11 protein-coding genes and 1 tRNA gene are annotated in these 15,044 nt (G+C 57.7%); 7 read left to right on the top strand and 5 right to left on the bottom strand.

The window, feature by feature from the left end:
• On the bottom strand, window positions 1-894 hold an 894-nt coding region (locus ACN080_RS04000), incomplete at its 3' end, for a CvpA family protein (RefSeq protein WP_419113100.1).
• Between the two features lie 329 nt (window positions 895-1,223).
• Between ACN080_RS04000 and ACN080_RS03995 the strand changes: the two genes are divergently transcribed.
• Window positions 1,224-1,901: a Crp/Fnr family transcriptional regulator gene (locus tag ACN080_RS03995; protein WP_083091991.1), complete on the top strand. Its 678-nt coding sequence runs from the start codon at window positions 1,224-1,226 to the stop codon at window positions 1,899-1,901.
• A gap of 325 nt (window positions 1,902-2,226) precedes the next feature.
• Here the strand turns inward: ACN080_RS03995 and ACN080_RS03990 are convergent, their stop codons facing one another.
• The 3 genes from ACN080_RS03990 to ACN080_RS03980 all read right to left on the bottom strand — a co-directional run bounded on the left by ACN080_RS03990 (window position 2,227) and on the right by ACN080_RS03980 (window position 3,958).
• Window positions 2,227-3,201: an NUDIX hydrolase gene (locus ACN080_RS03990; RefSeq protein WP_419113099.1), complete on the bottom strand. Its 975-nt coding sequence runs from the start codon at window positions 3,199-3,201 to the stop codon at window positions 2,227-2,229.
• On the bottom strand, window positions 3,194-3,670 hold the full coding sequence (locus ACN080_RS03985; RefSeq protein ID WP_419104768.1) for a RidA family protein: 477 nt from the start codon (window positions 3,668-3,670) through the stop codon (window positions 3,194-3,196). Before ACN080_RS03985 ends, ACN080_RS03990 begins: the two co-directional genes overlap by 8 nt.
• Window positions 3,671-3,754: 84 nt before the next feature.
• Window positions 3,755-3,958 carry a hypothetical protein gene (locus ACN080_RS03980; RefSeq protein WP_419099159.1) on the bottom strand — a complete coding sequence of 68 codons (204 nt, stop codon included), beginning with the start codon at window positions 3,956-3,958 and terminating at the stop codon, window positions 3,755-3,757.
• 244 nt (window positions 3,959-4,202) lie between these two features.
• On the opposite strand from ACN080_RS03980, the gene ACN080_RS03975 reads away from it, so the two are divergent.
• The 6 genes from ACN080_RS03975 (at window position 4,203) to ACN080_RS03950 (ending at window position 14,274) form a co-directional block, all read left to right on the top strand.
• Window positions 4,203-6,332 carry a transglycosylase domain-containing protein gene (locus ACN080_RS03975; protein ID WP_419113098.1) on the top strand — a complete coding sequence of 710 codons (2,130 nt, stop codon included), beginning with the start codon at window positions 4,203-4,205 and terminating at the stop codon, window positions 6,330-6,332.
• A 32-nt stretch (window positions 6,333-6,364) separates the two neighbouring features.
• Entirely contained in the window at window positions 6,365-7,294 is a 930-nt protein-coding gene (locus tag ACN080_RS03970; protein WP_419113104.1) for a metallophosphoesterase, read from the top strand.
• A 54-nt stretch (window positions 7,295-7,348) separates the two neighbouring features.
• Window positions 7,349-9,181: an ABC transporter ATP-binding protein gene (locus ACN080_RS03965; RefSeq protein ID WP_419113097.1), complete on the top strand. Its 1,833-nt coding sequence runs from the start codon at window positions 7,349-7,351 to the stop codon at window positions 9,179-9,181.
• A complete protein-coding gene (locus ACN080_RS03960) occupies window positions 9,178-10,998 on the top strand; it encodes an ABC transporter ATP-binding protein (RefSeq protein ID WP_419113096.1) in 1,821 nt (606 codons plus the stop codon). The genes ACN080_RS03965 and ACN080_RS03960 overlap by 4 nt, the downstream gene beginning before the upstream one ends.
• A 235-nt stretch (window positions 10,999-11,233) precedes the next feature.
• Window positions 11,234-14,116, top strand: coding sequence for an FAD-binding and (Fe-S)-binding domain-containing protein (locus ACN080_RS03955; RefSeq protein ID WP_419113095.1), 2,883 nt, complete (start codon window positions 11,234-11,236; stop codon window positions 14,114-14,116).
• An 84-nt stretch (window positions 14,117-14,200) separates the two neighbouring features.
• Window positions 14,201-14,274: transfer RNA gene (locus ACN080_RS03950), tRNA-Pro, on the top strand.
• Window positions 14,275-14,277: 3 nt separating this feature from the next.
• Here the strand turns inward: ACN080_RS03950 and ACN080_RS03945 are convergent.
• The gene (locus ACN080_RS03945) at window positions 14,278-14,889 is read right to left on the bottom strand and encodes a DNA-3-methyladenine glycosylase I (protein WP_419104773.1); all 612 of its coding nucleotides are present in this window, start codon (window positions 14,887-14,889) and stop codon (window positions 14,278-14,280) included.
• Window positions 14,890-15,044 lie beyond the last annotated feature (155 nt).

Here is a 15,044-nt window from a genome sequence, read left to right as displayed (position 1 = left end):
TGAACGGCTGGCAAAAGGCCCTCCGCCGGGGTAACCCATAAAGGCAACGGTGGTTCCTGCGGCCACCTCAGCACCTTGGATAGGCAGGGGGGCAAGAGCCAAGTCAGGGGCACTGATAATAGCAACATCCTGCTCTGCATCGAAGTAAACCACCTGGCCGGTAGCTGCCTGCCCGTTACGGCCCAGTAGGGATGGGGTACTGACACCGGCAACAACGTGGGCATTTGTTACCACCAGCCCACCGTCCACCGCAAAGCCTGAGCCTTCTGATACGTAGTTGCAGGCGTTTGCGGAACCCACCACCTGCACAACCGACTGGCTAGCAGTTTCAAGTGCATCTGTTTCCAGCGGGTCGCTGGGGGCTTCCTGCTCGGGGTAGAGAAGATGCGATACCTCAGGAAGGCCGGCGGCCTGGACGAGCTGACCCTTAATCTCTGTCACCTTTTCCTGGGCGGCAGGCGGTGTTACCTGGAGCAGCCAGCTAACCACCTTAGATTCAGAGGTCAGGGCGGTAACGGTGGGAATACCGAGCGGTCGGACCACCAGAACAAGGGTAACGATGACCAGAGCGCTCAAAAAGATGTTGAGCAGGCCACCTGCAAGGCGCTCCAAACCGCGCAGGGGTGTCTTATCGCTGGCGCGGCGAATCAGGTTACCTACGGTCATCCCAAGGGTTTGGCCAAGAATCAAACATCCTAAGGCAGTGCCCAGCCCCACTAACAGATACCAGTGAGAACTCACCTGGTTGATAGCCCACGGGGTTGCGTAGAGGGCAGCTAGGGCACCGGCGATAAAGCCGACGAAGGTCCCCAGAGTAACAAAAAGTCCTTGGCGTAAACCGGCAAGAAAGTAGATGCCGATAATGACAAGAATTACCCAGTCAAGGATGGTCATATATCTCCTTAAGAAAGAGGGAGGCAGACTCAAGTATTTAACCAGGTAATCTGCACGGCTACCCGTAAGGGTTTCACAGCCTACCGGCTCAACCTGAAAATAGCGGGAAAGGACGGTTAAAAAAAACTCTGGTACTGCTCGGAACAGCAATCTTAATGGGTGTCCAAAGCCACGAATATCATGTAGGCTCTAAAGTAGTTGAATAAGTCACAGTTAAAAGTGCTGTGTGATGAACTAGGCAAAGACTATGCTTAGGTAGTCCGTAGCCCTCAGGAACAGGGTTCGCGCTTAAACTAACCAATCATCCCCCTAGGAGTAACAAAAGAACCATGGATATTGAAGTACTACGCCGCGCGCCACTCTTCGCTTCTCTCGACGATGAAGCATTCGCTGCTCTCACCGAAGACATCACCGAGGTAGACCTTTCCCGCGGTGCCACCCTCTTCTACGAAGGCGATCAGGGGGACCAGCTCTACTTCGTTATTTCAGGCAAGATGAAGCTGGGCCGCACCGCCTCTGACGGTCGTGAAAACCTGGTAGCTATCATGGGTCCCGGAGAAATCTTCGGTGAGATGGCCCTGTTTGACCCTTCACCCCGTTCTACCAGCGCAACCGCTGTTTCCGAGACTCGCCTGGCAGGTGTCAAGCATGAGTCCCTGCGTAAGGCTATGGAGAAGTCACCGAATATCTCCGCTCAGGTTCTTCAGGCACTGGCCCGCCGCCTGCGCCGCACCAACGAAAACCTGGCTGACCTGGTCTTCTCCGATGTTCCCGGTCGCGTTGCTAAGGCTCTGCTGGATCTGGCTGACCGCTTTGGTCGCCCCGCAACCGACGGTGTTCTGGTTGCCCACGAACTGACTCAGGAAGAGCTGGCTCAGCTGGTTGGTGCTTCCCGCGAGACCGTTAACAAGGCTCTGGCTGAATTCGTTTCCCGTGGCTGGATCCGTCTGGAAGCTCGCGCAGTGGTCATTCTTGACCTTCAGCGCCTGCGCCAGCGTTCACGCTAAGGCAAGCTCCCCTCAAGGAGGGGTAGAAACATAAAAACCGGGTGAGACAGTTACTGTCTCACCCGGTTTTCCTTTCTAGGCCTTAGCTCTTGAGGAGAACAAGAGCTGGGACCTAGCACAGTCAAAGGACTATAAAGACTTCTTCAAATGCGCCCCCGACCTGAACACCCGCAGATAGCCCTATGTGTAGAAAATTTCTGGCCATAAAGCACACAGTCAGAACAGTAAACACCCCACCGCTTTAAAGTTCTTTGATAAAAGCCAGGGACTTCTTAGTAGAGCACATTCTGCTCTTGTTTTGCCTGAATAAAGCTAGTCATAAAAACTAAACTTTCTTTTCCTCTACTGACAGGTAGCAGGTACCTGTGACGTCCCGTTTAACCTCGGGCAGATAGAGGCTAACCTGGCGGCGTTTTGAGAGAAAAGCCACCGCACCAGAAGCCCCCGCGAGCTGTTCAAGCAGGTACATAACGCCCGGGGTAACAAGCTCCTGGAAGGGTACCCCCACGGTGTCCGGCTGACCGATTTCATCACCCAGGGCAGTACTTGAGGGAGCCGCGATCAGGTCGCGAGCACTCACCCAGCGCCCCCAAATGCCCTTTCCAGCAAGGAGAGAGGGGCTCTGCCCAACGGGGACAGCGCAGGTGAAATAGTGCACGTCATAGCGTTTGTGAAAGAAACCCGGGGACTGCCAGCGGGCCAGAGGTTTGAGCAGGTCAGCCCTAATTTTTAGGCCTCTGCGTTCAAGGTAGTCCGCGAAAATTTTCTCCTGCTGGGCTACCGACTGACGTGAAGTCATGCATTCATGGCCGCTGGTCAGTTCGATAGTGGACAGCTCATTATCACCGGCCAGCAGAACACCGGTCTCTTCAAAAAGTTCACGGATAGCGGTCACTACAACAGCGCTTGTAGCTCCCAGGTCTTCCTGGGCAAAACTCTTAGCCCAGTATTCGCCACCGGGCCCAACCCAGCCTAGGGGAGCGTAGTCTTGACGAACCCCCAGACCGCCGGGGAAAGCTACCCTACCCATGGGGGATTTAACCCGGTAGGTCATAAAGGTTTCCACGCCGTTGGCACCATCTCGCACAAAGACCACTGCGGCGGCAGGTTTAGCCGGGGCTTGGTCACAGGCACCCTGATCAAGCCAGGCGCGGGCGCAGTCCTGCTGATTGGGAGGAATCGGGTGGGTTTTAACTACCGGCACGCGCGGGACGGCCCCAGTTCCCGCGGAGTAGGGGCGCGAGGCGGAGGCAGGAGCTACCTGCTTAAGGGCACCTGTGTACATGGACTGGCTAGGCATATTCCACGATAATTTCGACTTCAACCGGTGAATCGAGCGGGAGTACTGGCACGCCGACAGCTGAACGGGCGTGCACACCGGCATCACCGAATATGTCGCCTAGCAGCAGAGAAGCGCCATTGATGACAGCAGGCTGAGCGGTGAAAGAGGGGTCAGAAGAGACGAAACCAAGGACCTTCACCACCCGGGTCACGCGGTCAAGGTCACCGATCACAGACTTCACTGCGGCCAAAGCGTTGAGTGCAGAGAGGCTAGCAAGTTTCTGGGCGGTCTCAGGGTCAACGAACCCTTCCTGACCCTTATCGGCTACCTTGCCAGTAGCCGGAAGCTGGCCTTGCACGAAGGGAAGCTGGCCCGATGTGTAAACATAGTTGCCACTGGTTACAGCGGGAACGTAAGCGGCCACGGGAGCTGCCAGTTCGGGGAGCTCAAAACCAAGCTCTTTAATGCGGTCTTCAATCTTTGACACGGTAAGCCCTTTCTCACAGGGTGTCCGGGGGGCATAAAACCGGGCTACAGGCCTTATGGCCCGAACCCGGTTCTGGTGCGATGTTTAGTTAGTTGCCTTCTTGCGCTTAAAGTAGGCGATCGGATTGCCCTGAGTGGGGGCAACCATGTTCCCTGCCGGGGTTGCACCGCTGGGCGCGGCACCGGGCAGAACTGCCACAAGCTCCCAGCCGTCTTCACCCCAGTTATCGAGGATCTGCTTGGTTGCGTGAATCATCAGGGGCACTGTTGCGTATTCCCATTTTTCCATAGCACCAAGCCTAGACCACCCGAGCCTAAAAGACGAAGAGGCCGGGCCTCAAGAGTAGGTTTTGAAACAACCAAAGCCTTCGGTGCGCCTACTGTGCACTACAGAGTGGAGCCGGGACAGCGTCTTGTGGGGTGCTAAAAGGGAGCTCCACACGGAGGCGAGCCGGTAGATTTTGAGGGACTTTTCCGGGCTAGTCCCCCGGCCCTGTGGTGCGCTTTGGCCGGGGAGCCGATAAACTGGTTAAATGGCTTCCTCTAAGAACGTTCGTACACGGCGCCGCACTCCGGGCGATTTCATTCAGTTTATTGCACTGAGCATTATCTCCGGCTTCGTAGTTGCTCTGATTCTGATACCACCAACTACCGCGATGAGCGCAACTATCAACGCATCCATGAACTGGTTTAAGGCTCTGCCTGTCAGCATGAGCAACGGGCCGCTCTCGAAGCCCTCTGTTATTTACGCAAGCGATGGCAAGACCGAACTTGCTTCTTACTATGCTCAGAACCGCACAGAGGTTTCTCTGGATAAAATTTCACAGCATATGAAAGATGCCATTCTTTCCTCAGAGGACCGTAAGTTCTACGAGCACGGGGCTGTCTCACCCCTGGGTATTGCACGCGCTGTAGTTAACAACGTGATTAACCCCGGTAACCGCCAGGGTGCATCTACCCTGACCCAGCAGTACGTCAATAACCTGCTGATTGATGCTGCCGAGCAGTCTGGGGAAGAAGCGGGCACTCTGGGTGCCAACAAGGACTACCTAGACAAAATCAAGGAAATGAAGCTGGCCATTTCCATGGAACAGAACCTGAGCAAGGACCAGATCCTTGAAGGGTACCTGAACATCATTAACCTGGGTGGCTCTAACTACGGCGTGGAAGCCGCCGCCTACTACTACTGGGGTATTTCGGCCTCTGAGCTGGATATCTCCCAGTCAGCCATTCTTGCCGGTATGGTGGTCTCTCCCAACATGTACCGCCCCGATAAGAATCCCGAACTTGCCAAAAAGCGTCGGGACATCGTACTGGGCACCATGCTCCGTGACGGCAAAATCACTGAGGATGAATACTCTGAGGCGCTCAACGAGGACGTCAACCTCGATATTCACACCACCCCCTCAGGCTGTTCTACGGCTGGAGATTTCGCCCATTTCTGTATTTACGCTGTTACGGATTTCTTGAATGATGAAACCTACGGCGCAACCGAAGATGACCGTAAGAATGCCCTCTACCGGGGCGGTTACAAGATTATTACCACCGTTGACGTTAAGGCCCAGAAGGAAGCCAAGGCCCAGGTAGAAGCTACCCAGCCTTCGGCCAATAACCCCGATAAGGTATCAGCGGCTCTGGTTTCTGTAGAGCCCGGTAGCGGAAAGATTCTTGCCATGGCGCAGAACTCCGGCTACGGTGACTCCGTCGAAACCAATTTCGAGGACAACTACTACAACTTCAACGTTGATATTGCCCACGGCGGTACTGCAGGTTTCCAGCCCGGTTCAACCTTCAAACCCGTGTTTCTTGCCCAGTGGATCAAGGACGGTAAGGGCGTTAACGCCACCATTGACGGCACCTCCCTGAACTACCCCAAGTCCTTCCGCTGGCCGGCTTCCTGCCAGCCCAACGGGTACATTCTTTCCGAGGATGCCGAGGGGTTCTCCTTCAGCAACGCAGAAGGGGGCCTACGAACCTGGAACACGGTGGCCTACGGCATTAAGAACTCTATTAACTCCTTCACTGCCAAGATGGTATCGACCACCGATGCCTGCGCCATTAACGACCTGCGGGCCAAGCTCCGCATCACCGACGGGGCCGGCAACCCCCCCTACGAGATCACCCGCCCTTCCTACATGCTAGGTGGCTGGGAAAAGGGTACTACGCCCCTCACCATGGCTTCGGCCTACGCTACCTTTGCCAGCGGTGGCACCTACTGTGAGCCCCGCTCCCTCACCAAGGTCTCCAAGAACGGCAAAGAGGTCAAAGGCTATAAATCTACCTGTGAGCGTGTACTCGATGAAGACGTTGCCAATGGCGTTAACTACGTCCTTGAACAGGTGCTAGTCAGTGGCTCCGGCTACCAGCGCGGCATCGGGCTAGCCGGTGCCTCTGCAGCTAAGACCGGTACCACCAACGACTCCACCCAGACCTGGATGATTGGTTACACCCGTGGCATTGCCACCGCCTCCTGGGTAGGTAACGTCGATCAGGGCTCACGCCCCCTCAACGGCCTATCCATCAACGGGCAGCGACTTAGCTACGTGGACGGCGCCACCTACGCCGGTGCTCAGTGGCAACGCTATATGCGCGCTGTAGCTAAGAACTACAAGACTGACGCTTTCACTACACCTTCGGCTAAGGTGCTTGGCACCAACCAGTAAGGAATGATGTGAATTCTCTGAATTCTGCTCATGTGGCGGCTTCGGCTGGCACTCTGGCACGATCCGCAGCAGCGGTTCTTGGCGCAGGTGCTCTAGCTGGGGCCGCCACGGCCGCTTATGCCCACTTTATTGAGCTCAATAACTTCACGATTCGCACCGAGACTCTACCGGTACTTCCCGCCGGTAGCCCCGACTTTAAGGTTCTGCATATTTCGGATATGCACATGATTCCCGGCCAGCGGCCTAAGCGGGATTTCATGCATTCGCTGGCCGAGCTGAAACCGGACCTGGTTATTAATACCGGGGATAACCTCTCCCATATCAGTGGGCTACCCGCCCTGCTCGATGCGCTGGACCCACTCCTGGACTTCCCCGGAGTCTACGTTCCCGGCTCCAACTGCTATTTCGCGCCGGTCGCCAAGAACCCGGCCCGCTACCTGTGGAAAAAGAACACCGGGGACGAAGCCAGCCAAGAAACCCGGGCACCCCTACCGACCCAGGACATGCACGATGCTTTCGATGCTCGCGGCTGGTTGGGGCTCATTAACCGCTATGACACGCTCATTCTCAAGGGTCTGCGCTTGGAGTTCTCCGGGGTCGATGACCCTCACCTGGACTATGACCGGCACCCCGGGTTCTCCCCCACCGCCTTTGAGCGGCAACCGGCACCAAGCCTGCGCCTTGGTATCTGTCACGCCCCTTACCTGCGTACCCTCAATCGTTTTGTAGCGGACGGCGCCCAAGCAATTTTTGCCGGACACACCCACGGCGGGCAGGTCTGCCTACCCGGTGGCCGGGCACTGGTTTCTAACTGCGACCTGCCCCCGGAACGCGCCAAGGGAGTCTCCCTGCAAGGTAATATTCCGGTACAGGTTTCTGCCGGACTGGGTACCTCCCGATTTGCCCAGGTGCGGCTCTTCTGCCCGCCAGAGGCCGTACTGGTCACTTTGACCACTCCCTAAGCACGCACACTAACGGTTCTCTTCCTCACCCACAGACCGGAAGAAAAGGTAAACATGTCATTGCGCCTCTTGCGGGTTAAGCCTCTACCCACACCTGAGCCAGCGCCTTTTGTTGACACAAACGAACACGACCTTACACTCTGGCGTTACTCAGGCCCTATCCGGGGGCGCTGGTTTGCCGGTCTGCTGGTGGCTATCACCAGTGCTATTGTGGCAATCTCGATACCGCAGGTCTTGGGGTGGATTGTTGATTCGCTCCTCACCGATCAGCCCACCGTACAGGCTATCTGGGTCGGTGGTGGCATAGTCTTAGCCTTAGGTCTGCTCCAGTCGGGGCTTTTCCTCTTACGCCGCCAGCTGGTCGTTGAGCCGGCTTCGGAGGTGGAGAATACCATGCGGGTCAGAATCTTTGACCGGCTCTTGCGTTCACCCGTTACTTTCCACGACCGCTGGCCATCGGGCCAGCTACTGACCCGTACCATGTCCGATTTGGGCACGGTGCGTCGCTGGACGGCCTTCGGCCTGATTCAGCTCATCACCACCGCTATCCAGGTACTGGTGGGAACGCTCTATATGTTTGCCGGTTCCTGGCAGCTAGCCCTCATTTTCCTAGCCAGTCTTCCAGTTACTGTTTTCTTTATCTGGCGGTTTGTACGTACTTTCCGCCAGCTCACCCGTGCTTCCCAGGAGAAGGCAGGTGACCTAGCAACCTCTGTTGAAGAATCTGTGCAGGGTATTCGTGTGCTCAAAGCCTTAGGAAGGGGCGATCATGCCTTAGCTGGCTTTGCGACCAGCTCTGCAGAACTCAAAGACCTTGAAATCCGGCGCGGTCGGGCTACGGGAGCCATGCGTATGCAAACAGCTATGACCAGCGGCCTATCACTGGCGCTTGCTTTGATTGTTGGTCTTCAGCTTGTCGCGGCAGGCTCATTGAGTGTTGGTAGGCTAACAGGGTATTTTGCTACGGTAGCCATGCTGACGGGGCAGGTGGAGCGCAGCGGTATGTTGCTTTCCATGTACCTGGCTGCCAAGGTTTCCATGGACCGCCACCGCGCTGTCATGGTCGGTGCACCCGGTGAAGAGGTGGAACTTGTGGCTGGCTCACCCCTTAGCCCCTCAACAACTCAGGCCGCAGCCCTTAGGTTTGACCGGGTGGACTTTAGCTACGGCCCGGCTGAGCGCCCGGTCCTAAGGGGCTTCAGCCTGGATATTGGCCCCGGCGAGATTATTGCCCTGGTCGGTTCCACCGGCTCCGGTAAATCGACCGTCTTACACTTGGTCCAGCGGTTGTACCAACCCAATTCCGGGGCCCTTTACCTGGACGGTCACGATATTGCTTCCCTCCCCCTGCCGGAGCTTCGTTCCTCCGTAGCTATCGCTTTTGAGGAACCCGTTCTCTTTTCCACCAGCGTCCGTGAGAACGTCCTCCTGGGGGTTCAAGACCAGGGCCTCACCGAGGCAGAACTGACCCGACGGCTAGAGAATGCCCTTAAGGTTGCTGCCGCAGATTTTGTTGCCCACCTGCCGGAGGGGGCAGAAACGGTGATCGGTGAAGAGGGGATGAGTCTTTCGGGCGGTCAACGTCAGCGGCTCTCCCTTGCCCGCGCTATTGCGACCAATCCAGCGGTGCTCCTGCTCGATGATCCGCTCTCGGCACTCGATGTCACCACCGAAGAACGCGTCATTGACCAGCTCAAACAAGAGCTCACCAAAACTACCACCCTGCTCACCGCGCACCGGCCCTCAACGGTGGCGCTGGCCGACCGGGTAGTGCTACTCCAGGACGGGCAGGTTGCCGCAGTAGGAAGTCACACCGAGCTACTGGCCCGAGCTGACTACCGGGAGCTCATGGCACCCGAAGCCCCAGCACAGGAGGGCCTGGCATGAACCCTGTACCGCCCCGCGAAGACCGGGTAGAACTCAGCGCAGAAGAAGCAGGCCTGGTACGCCGCCGTTCTCTGAACCTGCTGGTAGAAATCCTAAGACCCGTGCGCGGCCACCTGCTGTTAACCCTGATACTGGTGGTCATCGCCATGGGGCTCAACACCGTCATGCCCTGGCTCATCTCACAGGCAATTAACACCACCATAGAACCGCTCAGGGGTGGGGATCCGGGGCCAGCTACCCGGGTCGTCCTGCTCTACGCGGGAGCCGGTCTTATCTCGGGTATCTGCCTTTACACCAACATTCTGCTGACCTATAAAATCTCGCAGAACGCGCTCTTTGAACTGCGGCAACGCATGTTTGCGCACTCGCAGAAACTCTCGGTGAGCTTTCACGAAACCTACACCTCCGGGCGAGTTATCTCCCGCCTGACCAGTGACCTCGACACGCTCCGGCAGTTCTTGGATTCTGGGCTCTCGGAACTTGCCTCCATGCTCCTCAGTATTGTGTTCACGGTACTAGCGCTCTGCCTGATGGACTGGCGGGCCGGTGTGGCCCTGGCCTGTATCGGCCTTCCGGTTGCCCTACTTACCCTCTGGTTCCGCCGCAATTCGACTCTGGCCTACCGGGCCCAGCGTGTGACATCAGCGCGAATCATTGGCCGTTTTTCGGAGACCTTTACCGGCATCCGCGCAGTCAAAGCCTTCCGGGCAGAGGCGACCGCCCGCGAACAGTATGGGCAGGCCGCCGAAGAGTACCGGATGCGGGTTATGCAGTCCGTTAAGCTCCACGGCATCTACATGCCCACCCTGCAGGCTCTGGGCAATACCTTTGTTGCCACGGTCCTGGTGATTGGTGGCTACTCCATTTTGGGCGGCTCCATGCAGGCCGGCACACTCCTGGCTCTAGTGATCTATGCCAACCGGGTCTTTGAACCGATCTTTATGCTCTCTGATTTCTACAACCTCTTCCAGTCGGCAGTTTCTGCCCTTGAAAAGGTGTCCGGCTTTCTGGCGGAAGAACCTGATGTTGCCGAACCCGAGCACCCGGCTCAAAGAAGCAGGCCGGCCCAGGGGTATTTGGTCTTTGATGAGGCCGAATTTGAGTACTTACCCGGCAGACCTGCTCTCCACCGACTTAACCTAGAGGTAGCTGCGGGCCAGCACCTTGCGCTGGTAGGAGCGACAGGCGCCGGGAAATCTACCCTGGCAAAGCTGGTAGCTCGCTTTTACGACGTCACCCAGGGCTCTATCCGCTTGGACGGCCTAGACCTGCGAGAGCTCAGCGACCATCAGCTCCGCCGCGAGGTTGTGATGGTGACCCAGGAGGCCTACCTGTTTGAGGGCACCGTTGCCGATAACATTCGGCTGGGCAACCCGCAGGCCACCGATGAGCAGGTTCATGAGGCCGCCCGTAGGGTGGGGGCCTACGATTTCATCACCGCCCTACCCCAGGGTTTTAACACCCACCTGGCCAAGCGCGGTGGTCGTGTCTCCGCCGGGCAAGGCCAGCTCATTTCCTTTGCCCGCGCCTTCCTGGCTGATCCCGCCGTGCTCATTCTTGATGAGGCAACAGCCTCCCTTGATATCCCCACCGAGCGGCTGGTTCAGCACGGCCTTGGTACCCTGCTGGCGGGGCGCACCTCCCTGGTCATAGCCCACCGGCTCTCCACGGTGCTCACCGCCGACCGGATCCTGGTGATGGATGACGGGCGGGTGGTTGAGGACGGCTCCCCCAGCACCCTGGTAGCTTGCGGCGGGCGGTTTGCTCGGATGGTTGAAGCCTGGGAACAGAACCAAGGAATTGACCAAGAAACCTAAGTAGAGCGCAACCCAGTAGGCGATTTTGAGGCTGTGTTAAGCAAGAGAAACCTTCCCTTATCTGCCCCAAGGCACTGTTGGCGCAGTTCTTACCCCCGCTCTATTTCAAGCAGACAAGACCCATCGTTTGCGGGCTACACCACAGGCCGATAGATTGAGGATGTGCACGGCTGGTCATCGGCGCCCAGCACTGCTCTTCAAATGTCTGCGCCGCCCCAGCCAAGGAAAATCACCGATGAGTGTCGCTTCTGCAAGCCAAGCCCTCTCCCGATCTGCCACAGATTCAATCGCCGCTTTCGCAGCTGAGCTAAGGGATATCACCCACTCCGACTTCTTCTCCAATTCGTCGCTCGACCGGCTGGCTATGGCTCACGATGCCTCCCACTACCTGCTGGTGCCCGGTGCGGTAGTCCGCCCGCAGTCAGCCGCCGATATGGGTAAGATTTTCGCGGCCGCTGACCGGCACAACCTACCACTGACCTTCCGTTCTGGCGGCACCTCTCTCTCGGGTCAGGCCGGTACCGAGGGCCTGCTCATAGATACCCGCCGCCATTTCCGCGGCATCGAGGTACTCGACGGCGGTCAGCGCGTTCGGGTTCAGCCGGGCGCCACAGTGCAGGCAGTCAATACCGCCCTCGCACCCTACGGCCGCAAGCTGGGCCCCGACCCGGCCTCCATCAGCACCTGCACCATCGGTGGTGTGGTTGCCAACAACTCATCTGGTATGTCATCGGGCACGGAATTCAACACCTACAAGACCCTGGACTCTATGGTCTTTATCTTGCCCTCGGGCACTGTCATTGATACCGCAGAGCCCGATGCCGATGCCCAACTGGCCGCCCAGGAGCCCGCCCTGCACGAGGGTCTGACCCGCCTGCGCCGCCAGATTCTGGATAACCCAGCTTCGGTGGCAAAAATTCAGCAGCAGTTCTCCATGAAGAACACCATGGGCTACGGGCTCAACTCTTTTGTGGACTACGAACTACCCGTCAAGATTCTGGAACACCTGATGATCGGTTCTGAGGGTACCCTGGGTTTCGTCGCCTCAGCCACCTACCGCACCCTGCCGGTACTTTCCCACGTCACAACCGGCCTACTCACCTTCAGCAATCTTATTGATGCCACCAAGGCTATCCCCCAGCTCGTTGAAGCTGGCACAGCAACCGCCGAGCTGCTGGATGCGACCTCTATTCGGGTAGCCCAGCGCACCGGGCAGGTCCCCGAATCTCTAGCCGCTATTGAGGTCATTGATCATGCGACTCTCCTGGTTGAGTTCTCGGGCAATAGCGCCGAGGAAATCACCCACCAGCAAGATCAGGCGGCCCCCATGCTGGCCGGTTTACCGACTGTCCTGCCGGTGCGTATGACCTCCGATGCCGCCGAGCGCAACAAGCTCTGGGCCGCCCGCCGTGGCCTCTACACCACGGTGGCAGGCGCCCGACCCAGCGGCACAAACGCCCTGCTCGAAGACGTCGTGGTGCCCGTTGAAAAACTGGGAACTACCTGCCAGAGCCTCTCAGAACTCTTCGATGCCCACGGCTACCAAGACTCCGTCATATTCGGACACGCCAAGGACGGCAATATCCACTTCATGCTCAACGAGCAGTTCCGCGATGCCAAGCTGCTCAAACGCTATGAGGCCTTCACCGAGGACATGGTGCAGCTCATTCTCGATGCGGACGGCTCCCTGAAAGCTGAGCATGGCACCGGCCGTATTATGGCCCCCTACGTGCGCCGCCAGTTTGGTGATGAGCTTTACCGCATCATGTGCGAGCTCAAAGCCCTGATTGACCCCAAGCATGTCTTTAACCCCGGGGTGGTGCTCTCGGATGACCCGGCCAGCTACATCCAAAACCTTAAGGTCGCTGAACCGGTGGAAGAAGAAGTGGACCGCTGTGTCGAATGCGGCTACTGCGAGCCGGTCTGCCCCTCTAAGGACCTGACGCTGACCCCACGCCAGCGCATTGTTATTCGCCGGGAAATTCAGGCAGCCCAGGCTGAGGGCAATACCGCTTTGGCTGACCAGCTTGCCACCGAGTACACCTACCACGGTGTGCAAACCTGCGCGGTAGATGGTATGTGCCTAACCCGCTGCCCGGTGCAGATCAATACCGGCGACCTGGTGCGAAGACTCCGTTCCGAACAGCAGAACAAGGCTGCCGCTAAGGGGTGGGACCTGGCGGCCAAGAACTGGGCGGCGGTTGATTCAACAGCCGGGCTCGCGCTGACTACCGCTAAGGCTCTGCCTTTCCCCCTGCCCAAAACTGCCACCGATATCGGGCGCAAAATCCTGGGCACAGATCTGGTCCCCTCCTACAAGAAAGACCTGCCCGCAGGCGGCAAGCCTCGCGCACCCCAGCCCAATCCCCGCGCCGAGATTGTCTTCTTCCCCGCCTGCGTGGGTGCCATGTTTGGCGGTGTAGATTCCACCGGCGCACCGGCTCCCAGCGCTACCGAAGCTTTCACAACTCTCTGCCAGCGGGCCGGTGTAGAGTTCACCGTGCCCGAGGGCATCAAGTCCCTGTGCTGTGGAACCCCGTGGAAGTCAAAGGGGTACACCGACGGCTACCAGCACATGGCCGACCGTGTTCTCGACATTCTTTGGGCGGCCAGCCAGGGTGGGCGCCTCCCTATTGTCTGTGATGCTTCCTCCTGTACCGAGGGCCTCCAGGTCATGAAAGAAAAAGCTGCCGCGTCAGGCCCCGGAGCATCTGGGCGCGATTACTCCCAGCTGACCTTCATTGACTCGGTGGAGTTTGCCGCTGACCGCCTGCTCACCGCGCTCACCGTCACTGGCCCCATTGCCTCGCTTGCTCTGCACCCCACCTGTTCCGTGACCCATCTGGGCATTGCCAGTAAGTTTGTGCAAGTGGCGCAGGCTATTTCACCCGATGCTGTAGTGCCCCAGGCCTGGGGTTGCTGCGCCTACGCTGGGGACCGGGGTATGCTCCACCCCGAGCTGACCGCCAGCGCCACCGCTGCAGAAGCCGCTGAGGTCAATTCCCGAAGCTTTGAGGCCTACGCCTCCACCAACCGCACCTGCGAGCAGGGCATGACCGAGGCCACCGGCCATACCTACCAGAACATTCTTCAACTGCTCGAAAAGGCCACCCGCTAGGCCGCTATACCGCCTTAGCCCCGGAACACCGGTTTGCGGTGGGCCGGGGCAGGAGTTATGATTGAACAGTTGTTCTAACAACATCGGGATGTGGCGCAGCTTGGTAGCGCGCGTCGTTCGGGACGACGAGGCCGCAGGTTCAAATCCTGTCATCCCGACAGCTAGCCCCAGTTTCTTAACAAGGAAGCAGGGGCTTTTCTTGTGCCTAAAGTTTGTTCCCTGATAGGGCAGGTCAGCAGGTGGTCATTGACCATACCTGTTGCCTGCATAAAGGCATAGACAGTTGTGGGCCCCACAAACTTAAAACCCCTAGCCTTGAGGTCCTTACTCATAGACTCGGATAGGTCGGTTCGAGCCGGTACCTGTTCTGAGCTCTTCCAGAAGTTAATGATGGGCTGATAGTTCACAAAACTCCAGAGGTAATTATCAAAAGATCCAAACTCATGGCAGACCTCAACATAAGCATGTGCATTAGCCAGAACTGACCTTATTTTGAGTTGATTCCTGATAATCCCCTCTGTCTGCATGAGCCTAGCGACCTGCTGGTCCCCATAGGTCACTAAAACTTCGGGGTCAAAGTCCGCATAGGCCCGGTAGAGTGACTCTATTTTGGAAAGCACGGTATACCAGCTGAGGCCTGCCTGTTGCCCTTCCAGGTTAAGCATGGCCAAGAGGGCCCTGTCATTGTGTTGGGGTCTGCCCCATACCCTGTCGTGATAATCACGCTCAATTTGGCTCTGGAGAGCCCAGGGGCATCTCTGCCTGTCCAGCATAAAAACTCCCTTTCGAACTTTTCCCTGATGCGCTGCCGGGTAGACTTGACCGAAGAGTAGTCCCGCAGCAAGACGTATAGGGGCAGCAGCAACAAGGCCACCAAGATTTACTTGACAGATACAATACGTTAGCTAGGGTAAATGCTTTGGGCTTC

Origin of the sequence: Rothia sp. CCM 9416 (assembly GCF_048513535.1) — a bacterium.
Taxonomy (GTDB): Bacteria; Actinomycetota; Actinomycetes; order Actinomycetales; family Micrococcaceae; genus Rothia.
The sequence above is the reverse complement of the archived record's forward strand: the minus strand, read 5'-3'. Positions and strand labels throughout refer to the sequence as shown.